Below are 19,400 nucleotides of genomic sequence, written 5' to 3' on the forward strand. Positions count from 1 at the left end.
GATCAGCAATGACACCGACGGCCTCAGCGGTTCCGTTTCTCGAGCTGCGCGGCATCACAAAGTCCTACGGATCCGTCACGGCCTGCGACGCCGTGAACCTCAGGGTCGACGCCGGCGAGATCCACGGACTCCTTGGTGAGAACGGGGCTGGCAAGTCCAGCCTCATGAAGGTCCTGCTCGGGCTGGTCCGGCGCGACGCCGGCACCGTCCTGGTGCGCGGCGAGGAGGTCGCGCTGGACAGCCCGCAGGAAGCCGCCGAACTGGGTATCGGCATGGTGCACCAGCATTTCAGCCTCATCAACGGGCTGACCGTGTGGGAGAACGTGGCGCTCGGCGACACCGGCAAGGTGAACAAGCACGCCATCTGTGCCGGCATCGCCGAGGTCTCCGCGCGGTACGGGCTGCCGATCGACCCCGAGGCCCGCGTCGACGCGCTCTCGGCCGGCGAGCGGCAGCGGGTCGAGGTGGTCAAGTGCCTGCGGCGCGACCCTCAGATCCTGATTCTGGACGAGCCCACCTCGGTGCTGACCCAGGCCGAGTCGGAGGAGTTGTTCGCCGTGCTCGGCCGCGTGGTGCAGGAGGAGGGGCGCGCTGTCATCCTCATCAGCCACAAGCTCGCCGAGATCGCCCAGGCCACGGACCGGGTGACGGTCCTGCGCAAGGGCCGTGTCGCCTTCCGGGCGGTCACCTCCGAGACCACTCCCCAGCTACTCGCCCAGCAGATGGTGGGCCGTGAGGTGTCATTGGGCGAGGAAGGCGCCGCCCTCGGCCTGCTGCCGGTGCAGGAGGCACGCACCGGCGGGAGCGGGGCCCACGACCGGCAGCAGCCCGTCCTGCGCCTCACCGGCCTCACCGTCGAGCAACGTGGCGTCAGGGTGCTCGAAGGAGTCGACCTGACCGTGGGCGCGGGTGAGATCGTCGCCCTCTACGGCGTCGAGGGCAACGGCCAGGCGACGCTCGGCGATGTCCTCGCCGGGCTGGTCGAGCCGAACGCCGGCACCGTCGAGGTCGCCGGGAGCAGGGTCGACGTGACCCGGCCCGGTGCTCTCGCCAGGGCCGGTCTCGGCATCGTGCCCGAGGACCGGCACCAAAGCGGCGTCGTCCTCGACATGAGCGTCGCCGAGAACCTGACGATGAAGTCGCTCGACAAGGTCAGCGGCCGGTTCCTGCTGCGGCGGGGTGTGATGCTCGCCGAGGCCCGTCGCCTCGCGGACGAGTTCAACATCATCACACCGTCGCTGGACGCGCCGGTGCGCAGCCTGTCCGGCGGCAACCAGCAGCGGGTCGTACTCGCCCGGGAACTGTCCGGTGACACCCGCGTCCTGGTGGCCGCGCAGCCCACTCACGGGCTGGACGTCGGTGCCATCGAGGACATGTATGCGCGGCTGCGCAAGGCGGCCGCCGAAGGCGTCGGAGTGCTGCTCATCTCCACTGAATTCGAGGAAGTCATGGCCCTTGCGACCCGGATCGCGGTGATCTCCTCCGGGCGGATCACCGGAGCACTCTCCGCCTCGGAGGCGACCTCCGAGCGGCTCGGCATGCTGGTCGGCGGTGAGGCCGCATGAGTGCCGCCTCACCGATGGATCCGGACGACCTCGCCCGGCGCTTCCTCGTCCGGCTGCGACCAGGCCGCGACGGCTGGGTGACAGTCGGCCTCACCGTCGCCTTCGTCGCCGTCGCCCTGGGCGCGTCAGCGCTGCTGCTCATGCTGACCGGTGCCTCGCCGAGCGCCTCCCTGTCCGCGATATGGACCGGGTCGGTGGCCAACGCCACCGGATGGACGACGACGCTGCTCAACGTGGCGCCGCTGCTGCTGGTCGCGGTCGGCGCGTGCATCTGCTCGTCCGCCGGCACGTTCAACATCGGCCAAGAGGGGCAGGTGCTCATCGGCGGCCTGGCCGGAGCCTGGGTCGGGCTGCGGCTGGCCGTGCCCGGCCCCATGCTGATCGTCGTGGTGCTGATCGCCGCCGCGGTCGGCGGCGGCGCCTGGGCAGCGCTCAGCGCTCTCATGCTCCGCTACCGCGGCGTCAACGTCCCGGTGAGCACCCTGCTGATGACGTTCCTCGCCATCCAGCTCGTCACGTTCGCGGTCAGTACACCGTGGGGCCTGCAGGAGAGCGTGCAGGGCTCCTCGGGCATCGCCGACGCCCAGTCCAACCCCCTGCCGGCGAACGCCCAGCTCGCGAGCTTCGGGCAGTACCCTTCGCTCCAGCTCAACACGGGCCTGTTCATCGCGCTCGTCGCCGCGGTCGGCGTCGCCCTCGTCCTGACCCGCAGTCGGTGGGGCTTCAGGGTCCGCATGGTCGGACTGAATCCGCTGACGGCCAAGCACGCCGGTGTCCGGGTGGGCGCGCTCGGCGGATTCACCCTGGCACTGTCGGGCGCCTTCGCGGGGCTGGCGGGAGGGCTGCTGCTGGCCAGCCCGGTCAGTACCAACCGGCTCCAGACCGGGCTCTCGGACAACGTCGGCTGGGACGGCCTGCTCGTCGCGCTCGTCGCGCGCAACCGGCCCATGGCCGCGATCCCGGTGTCGTTCGTGTTCGCCGTGCTGCGTGCGGGCGGCGACTTCCTCTCGGCCACCGGCGTGCCGTCGTATCTCGTCGACATCGTCAAGGCGTTGCTCGTCCTCGCCTTCGTCGCACCGCCCGTCCTCGTCGACCTCTTCCACGGGCGTCGCGGTGCCACCCTGCGGGCGGCGCCCGCCGTTTCCGTTGTCCCGGCCAAGACGGAGGCAGCCGCGTGAGCGTTCTGGACAGCACCACGACCATTCTCGCGAGCGGCGTCCGGCTGACCGTGCCGTTGGCCTTCGCCGCCTGCGGTGAGTACCTGGCCGAGCGCGCCGGCGCGATGAACATCTCCGTCGAGGCGATGATGCTCAGCGCCGCCTTCACCTCGGTCGCCGCAGCCAGCGCTACCGGCAATGCCACCGTCGGCCTCATGGCCGGCGTCGTGACCGGCCTCGTCGTCGGTTTCGTGCACGGCAACCTGTCCCACCGGGCCCGGATCAACACCTTCGTCGTCGGCCTCGTGCTGAACGCGCTGGTGCTCGGGCTGACGAGCTACCTGATCACGACCGAGCAGTTCGCCTCGCACCAGGTCGGGGTGCTGTCGATCCCGCTGCTCGAGGACATCCCGCTCATCGGCAAGCCGCTGTTCTCCGAACGCTGGCCCGCCTACCTTCTGATTCTGCTGATACCGCTGACGTGGTGGCTGGTGGAGCGCAGCCGCTGGGGCCTGGAACTCCGGGCGGTGGGGGAGAACCCGCAGGCCGCCGACGTCACGGGTATCAAGGTGAACGTGCGCCGCCGGCAGGCCCTGCTGTGGTGCGGCGCGCTGGCCGGCCTCGGCGGCGCGTACCTCGCGGTCGGCGAGGTCGGATCGTTCAACCAGAACATGACCGCCGGACGCGGCTACATCGTCATCGCCGCGGTGATCTTCGGGGCCTGGCGGCTCGGCCGGACCATGCTCGGCTGCCTGGTGTTCGGCCTCTCCGACGCGATGCGCCTGGCGCTCCCCGCGCTCGGTGTCACCCTCAACGCCCAACTGCTCGTCGCGGCCCCGTATCTGCTCGCGCTCCTCGCCATGCTGCTGTTCACCACCCAGCACCGAGAACCCGCGGCGCTCGGCCGCCCCTTCGAGCGCGGGTCGGCCTGACGGCAGGACCCGAAGAAGGCCCCATCGGCCACGCCGCGTGCAGGCCCTCGTAAGTCCAGTACGTGGGCCTGCACGGGCACGCCGAGAGCACGCGAGTCGGACACCCCCATGACCGGCGTGCGCAGCGGTCCAAGCGCATGGCTACTCGGCGCGTGCCGGTCCCGCGGCGGGCCGGTATGCGCCGTGGCACAGCGGTGTCAGCGGCGGCGGAGCTCCGCGGTCTCCAGCGCCGGAGGCGTATGGCCGATGTCGCGTGGGTTGAGCACGCTGCCCGGTGCGACGAGTTCGTCGATCCTGTCCAGCGCCTCGGCCGACAGCGGCCGGTCCACCGCGGTGAGCTGCGTCAGGAGCTGGTCATGGGTGCGCGGGCCCATGAGGGCTGAGGTGACGCCGGGATGGGCGAGCACGAACCGCAGCGCCAGCTCGACGAGTGTGCAGCCCTCGTCGGCGGCCAGGCGCACGAGTTCCTCGACGACCGCCAGCTTGCGCTCGCGTATCCGCTCGTCGGCGTAGTCGAAGTGGTCACCGTGGGTCCGCGCGCGCGAGTCTCCCGCCGGTTCGGAGCCGACCCGGTACTTGCCCGTCAGCCAGCCGCCGCTCAGCGGGCTCCAGACCATGACCCCCACACGGTGCCGCTGCGCGGGGGCAGGGTGGCGGCCTCCGCGTGCCGGGCCAGGATCGAGTACGACAGCTGCTCCACGGTGAACCGCTCGCGGCCGGCGCGCCGTGCCGCCCACTGCGCCTCCACGATCTCCTCTGCCGGGAAGCTCGAGGTCCCGATCGCCCGCACCTTGCCCGCCCGCACCAGGTCGCTCAGCGCACCCAGCGTCTCCTCGATGCCGGTCCGGGGATCGGGCCGGTGGACGAGATACACATCGAGGTGGTCCGTCCGCAGCCGTCGCAGGCTGTCCTCCACGGCACGCATGATCCAGAGCCGGGAATTGCCGCGCCGGTTGCGGTCGAGCGGCCGTCCGGGCATCTGGTTGTGGAACTTCGACACGAGTACGACGTCGTCGCGGCGTCCTTTCAGCGCGCGGCCGAGGATCTCCTCGGACTCGCCGAAGGCGTACACGTCAGCCGTGTCGACGAAGTTGACCCCCGCGTCCAGCGCCGTCGACACGATGCGGTGGCACTCCGCCTCGTCGGTGTTGCCCCAGGCCCCGAACATCATCGACCCGAGGCAGAGCTCACTCACCTCGATGCCCGTCCCACCCAGAATCCGGTAGCGCACGTCTTCTCCTCGTCCTCCCCGGCGACATCCGTCGCCGTCATGCCGCAGGCTTCCACCGCGGCGGGCGCGGAACCGATGTCGCGCGGGGTCAGTGTTCTCGGCCTACGCGTTGTGTCCGCAGCACATCGACCTCCGGGCGCGCGCAGACCTAGGCTCGAGGAAAACCGCACCACTCACTGGAGGTACCGTGGCCACCGGTCTCACCTCGGCCCGCTGGACTCACGTCGCGCTGCCGACCGGCGATCTCGACAAGGCGATCGAGTTCTATACCTCGCTGACTCCCCTGGTCGTCGTCGAGCGCTTCAAGGACGCCGACGGCGAAAGCGTCTGGCTCTCCAACGACAAGCAGGTCGAGACGCCCTTCGTGCTCGTCCTGGTGTCGTTCAACAAGGACAAGGGCACCCAGCAGGGCCTGCTGCACCCGTTCGCGCACATCGGCATCGAGGTGCCGGAGCGCGGGGACGTCGACGCGCTCGCGGACAGGGCCCGCGAACTGGGCTGCCTGCACTGGGAGCCCCGCCAGATGCCCGACCCCATCGGCTACATCTGCGCTCTGAAGGACCCCGATGGCAACGTCATCGAGATCTCCCACGACCAGCGTGTCTTCGACACGGTCCGGCAGAAGTGGGGTTCGTCCTGAACGAAACCCGCGCCGCGGTCGAGGCGTACCTGGCGGCGTTGAACGCGCATGACGCCGACGCCGTGGCCGCCCGCGTGGCGCAGGACTTCGTCAACGAACACACCTCGTCGACGGGGCAGAGCCGCAGGGGCCGCGCCGCGTACCGCGCCGCGCTGACCGGGTTCCTCGAGAACTTCGTGGACCTGCACTACGCGCCCGAGCGCTTTCTCGTCGACGGCGAGTCGGCCGCGGTGCCGTACGTCATGACGTTCCGCATGCGCTCTGCGGGCGACCGCCCCGTGCGCATCCGGGGGGTCTTCGTGTTCACCGTCGCCGCCGGTCTCATCACGCGCCGAACGGACTACTGGGACAGCGGCGAGGTGCAGCGGCAGCTCGCGTGACGTCCCGGCCGACAGGACCGGAACCGGCGCCCTGATTCGGCAGCCTGTCCCTGTGACACCCCGCCCGCATTTCTGCGGACGGGGTGTCAGTCCTTCCCGGACGGGGATTCTCGTCTGTGCCCAGCCCTGGGCGACCGTCTCTCTCTTCTTCTCCGGCCGCGCATGCGGGGGCCTGGGAGTGTCCGCGACCGTAGGCAGCCGTGTCAGAGGTACGGCTTGGGAGCAGACGCCGCCACGTGAGGCTGACCGGCGTCAGCAGCTCGTCCGGATCTCCCGTGACAGAGACTCGGTCCACGCCGCGCCGACGGTCGCGGAGCCGCCCCACCGACCGGTTGATGCCGGTCGGCAGGGCGACGAGTTCTTGCGTGACGTCCGGACCTGTCCGGCCGGCTCCAGTGCGGCTGGCTACAGCGGGTTCAGCGTGTGGAACCGGCGTCCTTGATAGGTGAGCGGTTCCCCTCCGCCGACCACCACACCGGCCACCTCGATCAGGATGATCGTGTGGTCGCCGGCGGTGAGGCGCTGGTGCACGACGCCCTCGAGCGACACGATGGCGCCGTCGAGCAGGGGCGGACCGAGCTCACCCGGACTGAAGTGCGCCGCAGCGAACCTGTCGGCGCCGAGCGTCGCGAACGCCTGCGCCACGGGGTGCTGGTCGGCCCCCAGGACGTTGACGGCGACCGACTCGGCCTGGCTGAAGGCCGGGTGGACGTCCGCGGTGTCGGCCAGACAGACCGAGATCAGCGGCGGGTCCATCGACACGCTGGTCACCGAGTTGGCAGTGAAGCCGTACCGCTGCCCGTCCACTTCGGTGGTGACTACACAGACGGACGTGACCATGGAGGACAGTCCGTCGCGGTACGCCTGCGGGTCGTGGTGGGCGACCGGCCGGCGCGTGACGGCGTGATCCCGGGAGGGAGTGGGCATGTCAGACCCCCGCCATCTCGTCGGCGGATTCCGGCGCGCCGTCGGCCGTTGGCTCGGTGGCTCGGTGGATGTGGCCGGGCGCTCCGGATGCATCGCCGCCGACGGCGATGCGGGACGGTCGTCGTGTCGCGGGATTCGGTGGGGAGGCCGGCCCGGCGGCCGGCGGGAAGAAAGCGGATCTCATCATGTCTTGCCTTCGTTGAGGGATGCCTCGACGCTAGGATGGGGCGTCTCGTATGTCAATACGGCATCTCGCATGGATCGCTACTGCGACACTCCCTCGGACGCGTGCGCACCGGGCAGTTCCAGGGCGGGCTGCGGTCCGCTGCGGGAACGCAGCCACCAGTCGCGCATGCCCCACAGGACGAGCGCGCCGTAGATGACGTAGACGAAGCCGGAGAAGGCGTAGCCGTTGGCGAAGGCCAGCGGAACGCCGACCACGTCGACCAGCAGCCAGGCGAACCAGAACTCGACCAGGCCGCGCGCCTGGGCGTACATCGCGACGACCGTGCCGACGAAGACGTAGGCGTCCGGCCAGGGGTCCCAGGAGAGGGTCGGGTAGGCCTTGAACAGGAGGGCCACCGCGACCGTGCAGACGGTGGCGGCGCCGACCATCGCCGCACGCTCGCGCCAGGTGGCGAACCGCGGGATGATCTGGCCGCTTCCGGATCGACCCTTGTCGCGGTTCCACCGCCACCAGCCGTACAGGGCCACGGTCATGACGACGGCCTGCTTGCCGGCGCTGCCGGTCAGGTGGCCGAAGAAGGCCCCGAAGAGGATGAGGCCGGACAGGAACTGCACCGGCCAGGTCAACAGGGAGCGGCGCCAGCCGAGGGTGAGGGCGGCCAGGCCGAGGATGTTGCCGATCATGTCCGACCACAGGATGTGCTGGTCGAACAGGACGAACGCCTCGGAGTTCAGCCCGTTCACCGGGCGACCGGACCGTTTTCAGGCGAGTGAAGCGCGAACCTGCCGTTCGGCAGGTCGTCGGGTATCAGGTTTCGGGAGCGATCCATAGGCGACAGCTTCAGGCCCCCATATCCACATTGTCCAGACTTAAACGGTGCCGTGGGGGCTTACTTCTTCAGGCCTGTCGCCATGCAGTCGGCCGCGAGCGCGGGCGTGCATATGTCGGGCGCCTTGTACATGCCGTCCCTGATGACCGTGTCCTTGATGTTGTCCTTCGTCAGGGCGACAACGGGCACGAGATGCGCGGGGATGTTCTTGCGGTGGGGGCTGTCGACCTTGTCACGTGTGAGGGCGGCAAACTGTATGTCTCTGCCCTGGGCCCTCGCCACAGCCATCTCCGCGGCGCGTTCGGCCTCCTGCGGGTACGGCTTGTACACGCTCATGTACTGCTCGCCGGTGACGATCCGCCGCACCGCCGGGAGCTCGGCGTCCTGTCCGGTGATCGGCGGCAGGTCGGTTACGCCTGCGGCCTTCAGCGCCTCGATGACGCCGCCCGCCAGACCGTCGTTGGCGGCGTAGACGGCCTTGATGTCGTTCTTGCCGATTTCGTTGATCGCCTCGGTCATGTTCTTCTCGGCGGTCTGCGGCTTCCAGTCCTTGGTATCGAACGACTTGGCGATCGTCACCTTGCCGTCGAGCGCGAGGAGCGCGCCCGCCTTGAACTGCTGGGCGTTCGGGTCGATGGGCGAACCGTTCATCATGACGATCTTGTCGGAGCGGCCGGCGTCCTCACCGAGGGCCTGCAGCAGGGAACGGCCCTGCACCTCGCCGACGAGCTCGTTGTCGAAGGTGATGTACGCGTCGATCGGGCCCTCGGCCAGCCGGTCGTAGGCGATGACAGGAATACCGGCCTCCTTGGCCTTCCTCACTCCGCCGGCGATGGCGTGCGCGTCGACGGGGTCCAGCAGGATCACGTCGACCTGTGTGTTGATCATGTGCTGCAGTTGTCGTGCCTGCTCGCCCGCGTCCGCATCGGCGTTGGCGTACTCGACCCGGCCCTGGCCGCGGGTGAGGGACGCGACCTTCGCCTTGATGACGGGGTAGTGGAACTGCTCGTACTGGGGGTTCGAGTTTTCGGGCAGCAGCAGTCCCACGGTGATGTCGTCGCCTTTGGTCGGGCTCGCGTCGCCGCTGCTCCCCGCCGCGTTGAGCCCGCCGCAGCCGACGAGTGAGACAGAGAGCGTTGTGGTGGCTGCGGACATGGCGATACGACGCATCAGGAGCTCACTTCAGGCGCGATCCGGACGTGGGTGCCGCATTGCGGCCCACCTGACTGAAAAGCCGACACGGAGGCGCCCTCGGTGTCGAGCGGGGCCACTCTACGAGATAAGAGACGGCATCTCGCACTATGTCCACCCCGGGTGGCGGTCGGACTGTGCCGATCTCAGACCTGACCGCCCGTCAGTTCTTGCCCGGACGGGGCGCCGGCCTACCCGCATCCCGCATGTCTGTATCGCTTGACACGATGCCATCTCGCATTGAAAGATGCCCGCCATGCGAGTAGTGACGACGGACGCCGGCCTGGGCCGGATCGAGGACGGGGCTGTCGCCCTGCTGAACACTGCTTTTCCGCACGTCGGCGCGGTCATCGAACAGGAGGGTTCGCTGCGGTGCCTGGCGTCGTGCGCGGTGCGCCGGCGCATCCCGCTCGAAGAGGCCACGCTCGTGGCGCCCCTGGGCCGCCCCCGCGCGGTGTGGGGTGTCGGGCTCAACTACGTGTCGAAGGCGGCCCGCACCGGACGCGGACTGCCCGAGCAGCCGATCCTCTACCTCGCCGCGTCGTCCGGCGTGTCGGCACCCGGCGCGCGCGTGGTGATCCCGCAGTCCGCGACCGAACCCGACTACGAGGGCGAGATCGCGGTGGTCGTCGGGCGCCGGCTGTACCGGGCGACCGAGTCCGAGGTCTGGCAGGCGATCGCCGGTGTCACCGCGGCCAACGACATGACGGCACGCGACATCATGCGCGCCACAGGCACTCCCGCCCTCGCCAAGAGCCACCCGGGCTTCACGCCGCTCGGCCCGTCGGTCCGCACTCCCGAGGATTTCACCGACCGTGACGCGATCCGGCTACGGACCCGGGTCAACGGTGAGCTCGTGCAGGACGACACGAGCGACGGGATGATCTTCCCTATTCCCGATCTGCTCAGCAGGCTGTCGTGGTTCACCGCGCTCGAACCCGGCGACGTCGTCCTCACCGGAACCCCGGCCGGCACCGGCCAGGATCGCGCGTGCTTCCTCGCCGACGGCGACGAGGTACGCGTCGAGGTGGACGGCGTGCTGCCCCTCGTCACCCGCATCGTGCGTCCCACGGATGCCCCACAGCGCGACCACCGGCTGACCGAACCGGTCAGCTGACCGTTCCCCACCCTGGAGCACACTTCGATGTCCATCTCCTCCCTGTCGTCGTACGACCTCGTCCTGGCCGGCGGCACCGTCATCGACCCGGCGTCGGACACCCATGCCCGGCTCGACGTAGCGGTCACCGGTGACCGCATCGCCGCAATCGGGGAGGGCCTGTCGGAGAACGCGGCCCGCACGATCGACGTCACCGGCTCCACCGTGCTGCCGGGCCTCGTCGAGGGCCACACCCACATCTTCCAGTACGTCTCCGCCGTCGGAGCCCCCGCCGAGGAGGCCCACCTGCGTCGCGGCGTGGTCGCCGCGGCGGATGCCGGCACGGCCGGCGCCTCGACGTTCGCGGCCTTCCGCAAGCTGGTGGTCGAAGCCAACCCACTGCGCATCGTCAACTTCCTCAACGTCTCCGTGCTCGGCCTGATCGACTTCAGGTTCGGCGAGCTGCTGAACCCCGACACCCTGGTCCCCGAGGACGCGCTCGCGACCGCCGAGGCCCACCCCGACATCGTCCGTGGCTTCAAGATCCGTCTCTCCGAGGACGTCGTCGGCGAGAACTGGGAGTCGCTGCTGAAGAAGTCCGTGGCTCTGGCCGAACAGGCCGGTCTGCCGCTGATGCTGCACATCGGTGAGACCTCGGAGCCGCTCCCCGTCGTCCTGGACCACCTGCGCCCCGGCGACATCGTGGCGCACTGCTACACCGGCAAGCCGTACGGCATCCTCGACGGCGACCACGTCCAGCCCGCCGTCGCCGCGGCCCGTGAGCGCGGCGTGCTGTTCGACTCCGCCCACGGCAAGAGCAATCTCAGCTTCGAGGTGGCACGCCGGGCGATCGCCGACGGATTCCTGCCCGACGTCCTCAGCTCCGACACCAGCGCCCGCAACTGGCACGGCCCGGTGTTCGACCTGCTCACCAGCATCTCCAAGCTGGTCGCGCTGGGCGCGCCGCTTCAGGAGTGCGTCCGGCGGGCCACCGTGGCGCCGGCCCAGTTGCTCGGGCTCGACGCCGAGGGCTACGGACGCCTGGAGGTCGGTGGGCGGGCCGACGTCACGGTCGTCGACTGGACCGACGAGGTCACCCTGCCCGACGCCGCCGGCAACACGATCGTCGCGCCGCGCCTGGAGCCGACCGTGGTGCTGCACGGTGGCAAGGAGGTCGACATCGTGCCGTGGCGGGGTCTGAAGTCGGCGTGACACGCCCGCACATCCCAGGAGACTCCATGAGCGTCGGTGACGTCCATCTGCTGCGGCGCCGGCTGCGCATGGCCCTGACGGCGGGGCGACCCGCCGTCGGCACATTCGTCAAGCTGGCCTCGCCCGACGTGGTGGAGCTGGCCGCGGCGGCCGGGTTCGCGTTCGTGGTCGTCGACCTCGAACACTCCACCCTCACCGAGCGAGACGCCGTCGACCTGGTGCGCCACGCCGACGCGTGCGGGCTGCCGGCTCTGGTCCGCGTGCCCGAGGTGGACGCCGCCGCGGTCAACCGGCTCCTGGAGGCGGGGGCGGCGGGAATCCAGCTCTCCATGCTCACCCGCCTCGCCCAGTTTGAGGCACTCCTGGCGGCGACCCGGTTCGCTCCGGCCGGCAGCCGGTCCGTGAGCCTGGCCAACAGGGCCGCCCGGTTCGGCGCGGCCCCACTGGCCGGGTTCCTGCGCGCCGAGCAGGACGACCCGCCGGTGCTGGTGGGCCAGATCGAGACGGCGCGGACGGAGCCGCTGCCGGAACTGGTCGCCGCCCTCGACGTGTGCTTCGTCGGCAGCACCGACCTCGCGGTCGACCTCGGCCTGCCGGCGGACCCGGCGGTGCTGGGCGCCGCGGTGGACCGGGTGCGGGACGCCGCCCGCTCCGCCGGGGTGGCGTTCGGCGGCTGGGCGCCGAACCGGAACGCCGCGTCGGACCTGGGACTCGGTGACGCCGATTACCTGGTCGTCGGATCGGACTTGCAGATGTTGGCGGCCGGCCTGCGGGCGGCCGCTGGAGAGGAGAACCAGTGAGCACACGCAACGCGGCCCTGTTCCACACCGTCGTCAACTGGCACGAGATGCCGGTGACCCAGGTACGGCCGGGGGTCCGCCGTCGCGTCTACGCGACGGACGAGGTGATGATCTGCCACCACGAGCTCGAGGTCGGCATGACCTTGAACCCGCACCGGCACGAGGACTTCGACCAGCTCGTCCATATCGCCGAGGGGCGTGCGAACTACTACGTGGACGGGGTCGCGCACGACATGCGTGCCGGATCCTTCCTGCTGGTTCCCCGCGGCAGCGAGCACTACGTGGAGCCGACAGAGGCCCCGTGCGTGAACATCGACTTCTTCGTCCCGCCGCGGGCCGACCTGCTTCCCTGAGCGGCGGATCTCGCGCGAGAGCGAAAGAGGGCCCACCGCATCGGCGGTGGGCCCTCCAGTGTCGCCGCAGTCAGGTCAGCCGCCGTTGGGCGCGTCTTCGGAGGTGCCCAGCCGCTGCGACAACGCGCGGGCGGTCTCCAGCAGCGCCTGGGCCATCGGTGACGTGACGTCGTCGGAAACGGTCGCCGTCGTGCCGACGATCGCCAGCGTTCCGCTGATCGTGTCGCCCTCGAAGATGGGCGCCGCGACCGTGCGGACACCGTTGACGGTGGGGGAGTTGACCGACAGGCCGTGCTTCCGGATGGCTTCGAGCTCCTCGTTCAGCTCGGATTTGCGGACCGAGCGCGGCAGGGTCGGCACCTGCTCCGGGGGCAGGAACGCGAGGAAGACGCGTCCCTGGGCCGAGGACGTGAGGTTCAGGCGCGAGCCGACGCGGACGCTGATGCGCACCATGTGGTCGGTGTTGTCCACCGAGCGCACCACGGTCGCCGACTCGCCGTCCCAGACCGACAGCACGATGGTCTCGTCGATGCGCCTGACGAGTTCCTCCATGTACGGCTCGGCGGCGGCGACGATCGGCAGGCCGGCCCGCGCGGCCGTGGCGAGCGTGAGTACCTGGGGCCCGAGGGAGTACAGCGAAGTGCGCTCGTCGTACCGCAGCAGGTTCGCCGCCCGCAGTGCCTTCGTGTAGCGGTGCGCGGTCGCCTTGCTCGCACCGAGACGCGCGGTGATCTCGTTGAGGCTCATGTGCGGCTTGCCGACCGTGAACGAGCCGAGGATCAGCGCCGCACGCTGCACCGTCTGGATCGTCGGCGCGGTCCTGTCCGGACCGTCCTGCTCGCCGGTGCCGCCCTGCGCCTTCGTGGCCATGGAATTCTCGCTCCTGTCCGTGCCCAGTCAATGGTTGGGACGTCAAATGAAACGCCGTCTTGAATGAAGCAATGGTAAGGGTCGGGTCATGGTGGGTGAAAGAGGCGCTGGGACGCGCATCCCGGTGAGCCGTGGCGGAACGGGAGCCTGACGCTCCGCCGTCGTCAGGCTCCCGTTCACGGCCACGGTTCACCGCGCCGCTCAGCGCGGCACCTCAGGCGTCCGAGGAGTGCCCCGGTGTGATCGAGCGTGCCGGATCGAGCAGGGCGGCGATGTGGTTGACGGCCAAGGCCGCCTCGCCGAAGCCGATGGAGATGAGGCTGACTTTGCCGTCGTGGTCGGCGATGTCGCCGGCCGCGAAGACGCGCTCCCGGTTCGTGCGCATCGTGCGGTCGACGAGGATACGCCGACGCCGCAGCTCGAGTCCCCACCGTTCGATCGGGCCGAGATCGGCGATGAAACCGAGCGCGGCCACGACGGACTGGGCGGGCAGGGTGACCCGGTCGCCGTCGGAGCACGCGACCACGACCTCCGACACGGCTCCCTCGCCGGAGACCTTCTCGACTTCGTACGGCGTCAGCACCCGCACTGAGGACGCGTGCACCTGCTCGACACTGCGCTCGTGGGCCCGGAACCGCGTGCGCCGGTGCACCAGCGTCACCGACGAGGCGATCGGCTCCAGCGACAGCGCCCAGTCCAGTGCGGAGTCCCCACCGCCGACCACCACGACGTCCTGTCCGGCGAGCTCGTGCAGCCGCGGTACGAAATACCGCAGCCCCCGGCCGAGGTACTCGGATCCCACCGGGAGCTCGCGGGGGATGAAGTTGCCGATGCCGCCGCACACGAGCACCGCGCCCGCGGTGATCCGCGCGCCGGCGTCGGTGGTGGCGACGATGCCCTCGCCCGTGTCGTCCAGCCGGGTGACCCCGTGACCGAGCAGATAGGTGGGGTTCCACCGCCAGGCCTGTTCGGCCAGCCGGTCCACCAGGTCCTGCCCGCGGACGGCGGGAAAGCCGGCCACGTCGTAGATGAACTTCTCGGGGTACAGCGCGGCGATCTGGCCGCCCACCTCGGGCAGGGCGTCGGCGACCGCCACGCTCAAGCCGCGGAAGCCGGCGTAGTACGCGCCGTACAGCCCGGTCGGGCCGGCGCCGATGATGAGCAGGTCGACGGAGACCTCGGGGCCGGCTCCCATGGGCGCGTGGCCGGTCACGCGCCCACCTCCGGGTGGTCGTGGCCGACCTGGCCGACCTTCCGGGCTCCGCCGGGTGAGCCGAGCGGATCGGTTCCGAGGGTGAAGAACTCGGCGTTGATGCGCTCGAACTGCTTGCTCTCCTCGGGCAGGTCCTCGTGGTGGAAGATCGAGATCTGTGGGCAGACGGGTTCGCAGCGCCCGCACTCGACACATTCGTCGGGCTGGATGTAGAGCATCCGGTCGCCCTCGTAGATGCAGTCGGCCGGGCACTCCTCCATGCACGACTTGTCCATGACGTCGATGCAGGCCTGCGTGATGACGTACGGCACGAGCTTGTTGCCCTTCACACGGTCGCACAGCATGCGAGACGGTGTATTTCAATGTGGAACAGGATGATGGCCGTGCCGAGGCAGGGTGTCAACCGGGAAACGAATGCTTGACACCTTGAGAATGCTGGGGGACTCTGATGCGACATACGAGATGGCGTCTCATAGCACGCCACTCGGGTCGGGACTTGTGAGAGGCAAACTCCCCATGGGAAGCAACCCCCGGACCGTCCCAGCGCCGATGATCGTCGAGGACTGGGACCAGCTCACCTTCCGGGTCAACCGCGAGGCCTACCGAAGCGCGGAAATCTTCGCCCGGGAACGCGGCTGGGTGTGGATGCACACCTGGCTCTACCTCGGGCACGAGACCGAGATCCCCAACCCCAACGACTTCAAGGTCCGCACCCTTGGCGGCCGGCCGCTGATCTTCTGCCGGGACAGCGCCGGCGAAGTACACGCGTTCCTGAACTCCTGTCCGCACCGCGGCACCGTGCTGTGCCGCGAAAGTGAGGGTTCGACCAGGCTCTTCCAGTGCTTCTACCACGCCTGGACGTTCCGCAACAACGGCGAGGTCGCCGCGATCCCGGACGCCGGGGCGTACGAGTCGAGCGACGAGTTCCGGGCGTCGATGGGGCTGCGCGGCGTGCCGCGCCTGGAGACCCACGAAGGGTTCGTCTTCGTCTCCTTCGACCCCGACGTCCCGCCGCTGCTCGACTACCTCGGCGACGCGGCCGACTACATGACGATGATCCAGCAGCAGCACGCCGGCGGCATGACCACACTGCCCGGCACACAGCTCTACAGCGTGCGCGGCAACTGGAAACTCGCTGTCGAGAACGCCATGGACGGCTACCACTTCGCGCCGACGCACAACACGTTCGTGGGCTACCTGCGCGAGAGCGGCTACGCCGTCACCGACGACGACCAGTACGCGTACAACCTCGGCAACGGCCACGGACTGCTGGTCCTGACCGGGCACGGCGGACGCATCAGCATGCTCTGGGAACCGCGCTTCGGCGAGGACGAACGGGTCCGCACCGAGGCCCACCGAGCGGAGATGACACAGCGGCTGGGGGAGGAGCGGGCGCACTACGTGGCTGACGAGAGCCACATCCTGTTCGTCTTCCCGAATCTGCTGCTGTTCGACATCGAGGGTCTGTCGATCCGGCAGCTGGAGCCGGTGGCGCCCGACCAGACGGACGTGCGTGCCTGGCAACTGGTCCCCCGCGACGAGGACCCGGATACGCGCGCCCTGCGCATGAAGACGGTCGTCAGCTTCGTCGGCCCCGGCGGACTCGCGACGCCGGACGACATCGAGGCGTACGAGGCGGTCCAGCGCGGCATCCAGGCCACGGCGGGCACCACCGCGCCCGAACTGGACTACAGCGACATGTCACGCGGCATGGCCGACGAGGTCAAGGGCGTCCAGGGCAGATCGATCGACGAGGGCGCGATGCGGGGCTTCTGGCGGCAATGGGTCGAAGCCACCGGGCTCGACGACGGTCTCGAGATCCACGGCGAGCGACCGGCGTCCTTCCTGGCAGGGAGGGACGTGCGATGACAACGATCAGCAACCGCGGCCTGGTCCGGTGCGCGGGACGCACCGTCACCAGGCCGGAGGTGGAGGACTTCCTCTACGCCGAGGCGGACATCCTCGACCACTGGGACTACGACAGCTGGCTGGCCCTCTTCGAACCAGGTGCCCGCTACGAGATCCCGACCACCGACTACCGTCCCGGCTGGTCCCCGCACGAGACCGGATCGTTCGTCGACGACGACTGGGACCTGCTGAACGCGCGGGTCAAGCGCCTGAAGTCCCGCAAGGCACACGCCGAGAACCCGCACTCGCGCACGCACCGGCTGGTGTCCAACGTGCGGCTGTCCGAGGAGTCGGAGGACTCCTTCCGGGTGGCGGCGGCATTTGTGGTGCACCGTGCCCGCGACGGGCGCTTCGACGCCTACGTCGGGTGGTACGACCATCTGCTGGTGCCGACCGAGGACGGACTGCGTTTCCGGTCGCGGCGCTCGATCCTCGGCCACGAGTCGCTGGCGGCAGGCGCCCGGCTCAGCTTCATCCTCTAGCCGGCGACGGAAGGCTATCCGATGATCCGACACACCCTGTCCTTCCGTTTCGCCGACGGAGTCGACGAGGCCACGCGGGAGTCCGTGCTGGCCGAGCTGCGCACCTTCCCGGACCGGTACCCGGTCATGTGCGGCTTCGTCCTCGGCGAGAACATCAGCACCCGCGACCAGACCTTCACCCACACCATGGCCGTCGACTTCGAGAGTCAGGACGACCTGCTCGCCTATCTCGGCAGCGAGTCCCACGAGAGCTTCGTGCGCACGCGCTGGCGGCCGGTCATCGCCCAACAGGCCATCACCTCGTTCGAGTTCGCCGAGCGTCCCTCGCTCGCTGCAGGAAGGACACCGCCGGTGAGCACCCGCCCGCACGGCCCGTACGGCATGGAGTACGCCCGGATCGAAGTTCCGGACATGCAGGCCACGATCGACTTCCTCGAGTACCACGTCGGGCTCCAGCTGGAGCAGCGTACGGACGAGTACGCCTACCTGCGCGCCGACATCGAGCACCACGCGATCGAACTGATCCACGCCCCCGAGCGCACCGACGGCTGGACCACCGCGATCGGCTACAGCGTCGAGAGCGAGGAGGTCCTCGAACAGCTGCACAAGAGCGTGCTCGACGCCGGACTCGAGGTGCTCGAGCTGCAGGAGCGACAGAAGGCTCTGTGCGACAACGGCTTCGCGGTGAAGGACCCCGACGGCCTCGTCGTCGAGCTGTTCACCGAGTTCCAGGAGTACGCCGAGCCGCCGCACATCGAGATCCGGCCGCTCGACCTGGTGCACCCTTTCATCGCCACCGCGAAGTTCGAGGAGTCGGTGGACTTCTACCAGAACGTCCTGCGGTTCCGGCCCTCGGACCACGTCGTCGGCTCGACCACGTTCTTCCGCGGCGAAGACCGCTACCACCACAGCCTCGCGATCCAGAACAACAAGGAGCACTTCACCGCGCACCTGTGCTTCGCGATGAAGAGCCTCGACCACGTCATGCGGATGCGAGCCCGCGCACTGTACAAGGGCGCGCCGATCGCCTCGGACATCGTCAACCACTCGGCGTCGACGTCGATCGCGTTCTACCTGCACGACACCCGCTTCGGCCCGCGTTATGAACTGTGCGACCGGCACCGGGTGTTCACGCCGGAGGAGCACGAGACGCACCGGCCCCGCAGGATGCCGGCCGACCCGCGCAACATCGACGTGTGGCGTCCGGCTTCCGACGACTGGGGACGTTTTTGAGACAGCGGTTGCTCGACGTCCTGCACCTGCTCGACGCGCTCCCCGCCCCACGCGGCGGGGAGCGCACGGCGGCCCACCGGTTGCGCGCCTGGTGCGCCGAGCGGTGGCCGCACGTCGAGTGGCAGGTGCTGGAGCACGGCTCCACGGGCGGCAGCCTGGTCGCCGACCGCGGAGCCGGGCCACTGCTCTACTCCCACCTCGACACCTCGCTGGACGAGCAAGGCGCGGCCACCCGGCTCGTCACCGGTGACGACACGCCCGTCGGTCCGCTCACTGTCGACGGCGACACGGTGACCGGCTTCGGCCTCGGGGTCGCTCGCGGGCCCGCGGCCGCCGCGCTGGTCGCTTTCGCCGAGGCGGGTGCCGGGCGGCTCCTGCTCGCGGGCTCCGGGACACACCGCCGCACCAGCGGCATCACGGGTCTGGAGGCGTACACCGACGCCTACCCCCTGCCGCCCTCCGCGATCGTGGCCAAGTGCGGCCCGCCGACGCTGCTGTGGCACGAGCCGGGCGCGTTCTACCTGACCGTCCGGGTGTCCGGACGCTCCGGGGCCGCGATGGTGGCGGAATCCGCCACGCCACCTGGGGGAGTCGTCGCTCAGGCCGGCGTCGTCCTGGACGAACTGGCACGCTGGCGCACGGCCTTTCTGGCCGCCGATCCCAAGGCGGGACAGACCGGCCGGGCGTGCGGTATCGGAGCGATCAGCGGGGGATGGCCGGACAAGCCGGACCTGCTGCCGGCTCAACTGCGGGTCGATCTGTACGTCGTCGTCGGTGACCAGGCGGAGCCGAAGACGCTGGCGGCCGAGCTGACCGACCGGCTGCGGGCGCGGTGCGCGGCGTCGGACTTGCGTGATTGCGAAATCGACGTGGTGGCCGAGCCGGTCGCGTCCGCCGCGGCCACGCCGGCCGACGCCCCGGTGGTGACGGCCGCCCGAGCGGCCTGGCTCGACGAGTTCGGTACGCGGCCGCCGCCGATCACCGGATGGACGGGCTCGACAGACGGCGTCGTCCTGCGCGCTCGCGGCGTCGACACCGTACGCCTCGGCCCGAGGGCGAGGCCGGACACCGACGAACCGCGTCGGGACGCCCTGTCGTTGACGGAGCTGGCCGCCTTCGCGCGCATGTACCGAGCGCTCTTGACCGAACTGGGCTAGCCCAGGCGGTTGCCGACGGTGGACCCAGGGAGGCGAG

General features: G+C 69.8%; 19 protein-coding genes and 1 pseudogene. 13 read left to right on the forward strand and 7 right to left on the reverse strand.

Annotated elements, in window-relative coordinates:
- Positions 1–8 precede the first annotated feature (8 nt).
- The 3 genes from QC385_RS36755 to QC385_RS36765 are packed head-to-tail and all read left to right on the forward strand — an operon-like array spanning position 9 to position 3,654.
- Positions 9–1,565: an ABC transporter ATP-binding protein gene (locus tag QC385_RS36755; protein ID WP_279545734.1), complete on the forward strand. Its 1,557-nt coding sequence runs from the start codon at positions 9–11 to the stop codon at positions 1,563–1,565.
- Positions 1,562–2,743 carry an ABC transporter permease gene (locus QC385_RS36760; RefSeq protein ID WP_279545735.1) on the forward strand — a complete coding sequence of 394 codons (1,182 nt, stop codon included), beginning with the start codon at positions 1,562–1,564 and terminating at the stop codon, positions 2,741–2,743. Before QC385_RS36755 ends, QC385_RS36760 begins: the two co-directional genes overlap by 4 nt.
- On the forward strand, positions 2,740–3,654 hold the full coding sequence (locus tag QC385_RS36765; protein ID WP_279545736.1) for an ABC transporter permease: 915 nt from the start codon (positions 2,740–2,742) through the stop codon (positions 3,652–3,654). Before QC385_RS36760 ends, QC385_RS36765 begins: the two co-directional genes overlap by 4 nt.
- A 197-nt stretch (positions 3,655–3,851) precedes the next feature.
- Here the strand turns inward: QC385_RS36765 and QC385_RS36770 are convergent.
- Positions 3,852–4,885, reverse strand: a pseudogene (locus QC385_RS36770) (aldo/keto reductase).
- 187 nt (positions 4,886–5,072) lie between these two features.
- On the opposite strand from QC385_RS36770, the gene QC385_RS36775 reads away from it, so the two are divergent.
- Together QC385_RS36775 and QC385_RS36780 are read left to right on the forward strand one after the other, a co-directional pair.
- Positions 5,073–5,525: a VOC family protein gene (locus QC385_RS36775; protein ID WP_279545737.1), complete on the forward strand. Its 453-nt coding sequence runs from the start codon at positions 5,073–5,075 to the stop codon at positions 5,523–5,525.
- Positions 5,510–5,905 carry a nuclear transport factor 2 family protein gene (locus QC385_RS36780; RefSeq protein WP_279545738.1) on the forward strand — a complete coding sequence of 132 codons (396 nt, stop codon included), beginning with the start codon at positions 5,510–5,512 and terminating at the stop codon, positions 5,903–5,905. Before QC385_RS36775 ends, QC385_RS36780 begins: the two co-directional genes overlap by 16 nt.
- Before the next feature lie 405 nt (positions 5,906–6,310).
- Here QC385_RS36780 and QC385_RS36785 read toward each other — a convergent pair whose 3' ends face one another.
- From QC385_RS36785 to QC385_RS36795, 3 genes are all read right to left on the reverse strand, one after another.
- The gene (locus QC385_RS36785) at positions 6,311–6,832 is read right to left on the reverse strand and encodes a flavin reductase family protein (RefSeq protein WP_279545739.1); all 522 of its coding nucleotides are present in this window, start codon (positions 6,830–6,832) and stop codon (positions 6,311–6,313) included.
- Between the two features lie 264 nt (positions 6,833–7,096).
- Positions 7,097–7,762, reverse strand: coding sequence for a nicotinamide mononucleotide transporter family protein (locus tag QC385_RS36790; RefSeq protein WP_279545740.1), 666 nt, complete (start codon positions 7,760–7,762; stop codon positions 7,097–7,099).
- Positions 7,763–7,908: 146 nt separating this feature from the next.
- A complete protein-coding gene (locus QC385_RS36795; protein ID WP_279545741.1) occupies positions 7,909–9,018 on the reverse strand; it encodes a sugar ABC transporter substrate-binding protein in 1,110 nt (369 codons plus the stop codon).
- A gap of 277 nt (positions 9,019–9,295) precedes the next feature.
- Between QC385_RS36795 and QC385_RS36800 the strand changes: the two genes are divergently transcribed.
- Genes QC385_RS36800 through QC385_RS36815 form a run of 4 tightly spaced genes read left to right on the forward strand, consistent with a single transcriptional unit; the run spans position 9,296 to position 12,500 of the window.
- Positions 9,296–10,156, forward strand: a complete 861-nt coding sequence (locus tag QC385_RS36800) for a fumarylacetoacetate hydrolase family protein (RefSeq protein WP_279545742.1) — start codon at positions 9,296–9,298, stop codon at positions 10,154–10,156.
- A gap of 27 nt (positions 10,157–10,183) precedes the next feature.
- Positions 10,184–11,347: an amidohydrolase family protein gene (locus QC385_RS36805; RefSeq protein WP_279545743.1), complete on the forward strand. Its 1,164-nt coding sequence runs from the start codon at positions 10,184–10,186 to the stop codon at positions 11,345–11,347.
- 26 nt (positions 11,348–11,373) lie between these two features.
- Entirely contained in the window at positions 11,374–12,147 is a 774-nt protein-coding gene (locus QC385_RS36810) for an HpcH/HpaI aldolase family protein (RefSeq protein WP_279545744.1), read from the forward strand.
- Positions 12,144–12,500 carry a cupin domain-containing protein gene (locus QC385_RS36815; RefSeq protein ID WP_279545745.1) on the forward strand — a complete coding sequence of 119 codons (357 nt, stop codon included), beginning with the start codon at positions 12,144–12,146 and terminating at the stop codon, positions 12,498–12,500. The genes QC385_RS36810 and QC385_RS36815 overlap by 4 nt, the downstream gene beginning before the upstream one ends.
- A 75-nt stretch (positions 12,501–12,575) precedes the next feature.
- Here QC385_RS36815 and QC385_RS36820 read toward each other — a convergent pair whose 3' ends face one another.
- The 3 genes from QC385_RS36820 to fdxA all read right to left on the reverse strand — a co-directional run bounded on the left by QC385_RS36820 (position 12,576) and on the right by fdxA (position 14,927).
- Positions 12,576–13,370, reverse strand: a complete 795-nt coding sequence (locus tag QC385_RS36820; protein WP_020277388.1) for an IclR family transcriptional regulator — start codon at positions 13,368–13,370, stop codon at positions 12,576–12,578.
- A 214-nt stretch (positions 13,371–13,584) separates the two neighbouring features.
- Positions 13,585–14,583, reverse strand: a complete 999-nt coding sequence (locus QC385_RS36825; protein WP_336621343.1) for an NAD(P)/FAD-dependent oxidoreductase — start codon at positions 14,581–14,583, stop codon at positions 13,585–13,587.
- Complete coding sequence (gene fdxA / locus QC385_RS36830) at positions 14,580–14,927, reverse strand: ferredoxin (protein WP_443033080.1); 348 nt, start codon at positions 14,925–14,927, stop codon at positions 14,580–14,582. Before fdxA ends, QC385_RS36825 begins: the two co-directional genes overlap by 4 nt.
- A 172-nt stretch (positions 14,928–15,099) precedes the next feature.
- Between fdxA and QC385_RS36835 the strand changes: the two genes are divergently transcribed.
- The 4 genes from QC385_RS36835 to QC385_RS36850 are packed head-to-tail and all read left to right on the forward strand — an operon-like array spanning position 15,100 to position 19,363.
- Positions 15,100–16,452, forward strand: a complete 1,353-nt coding sequence (locus QC385_RS36835; RefSeq protein ID WP_279545746.1) for an aromatic ring-hydroxylating oxygenase subunit alpha — start codon at positions 15,100–15,102, stop codon at positions 16,450–16,452.
- Positions 16,449–16,973 carry an aromatic-ring-hydroxylating dioxygenase subunit beta gene (locus QC385_RS36840; RefSeq protein WP_279545747.1) on the forward strand — a complete coding sequence of 175 codons (525 nt, stop codon included), beginning with the start codon at positions 16,449–16,451 and terminating at the stop codon, positions 16,971–16,973. Before QC385_RS36835 ends, QC385_RS36840 begins: the two co-directional genes overlap by 4 nt.
- A gap of 21 nt (positions 16,974–16,994) precedes the next feature.
- Positions 16,995–18,206 (forward strand): VOC family protein, encoded by a 1,212-nt coding sequence (locus tag QC385_RS36845; RefSeq protein WP_279545748.1) that lies wholly within the window; start codon positions 16,995–16,997, stop codon positions 18,204–18,206.
- Positions 18,203–19,363 carry a hypothetical protein gene (locus tag QC385_RS36850; protein ID WP_279545749.1) on the forward strand — a complete coding sequence of 387 codons (1,161 nt, stop codon included), beginning with the start codon at positions 18,203–18,205 and terminating at the stop codon, positions 19,361–19,363. The genes QC385_RS36845 and QC385_RS36850 overlap by 4 nt, the downstream gene beginning before the upstream one ends.
- The last annotated feature ends 37 nt before the right edge of the window (positions 19,364–19,400 follow it).

Source organism: Streptomyces sp. DH10 (assembly GCF_029813805.1).
In the GTDB taxonomy this organism is placed as follows: Bacteria; Actinomycetota; Actinomycetes; order Streptomycetales; family Streptomycetaceae; genus Streptomyces; species Streptomyces coeruleofuscus.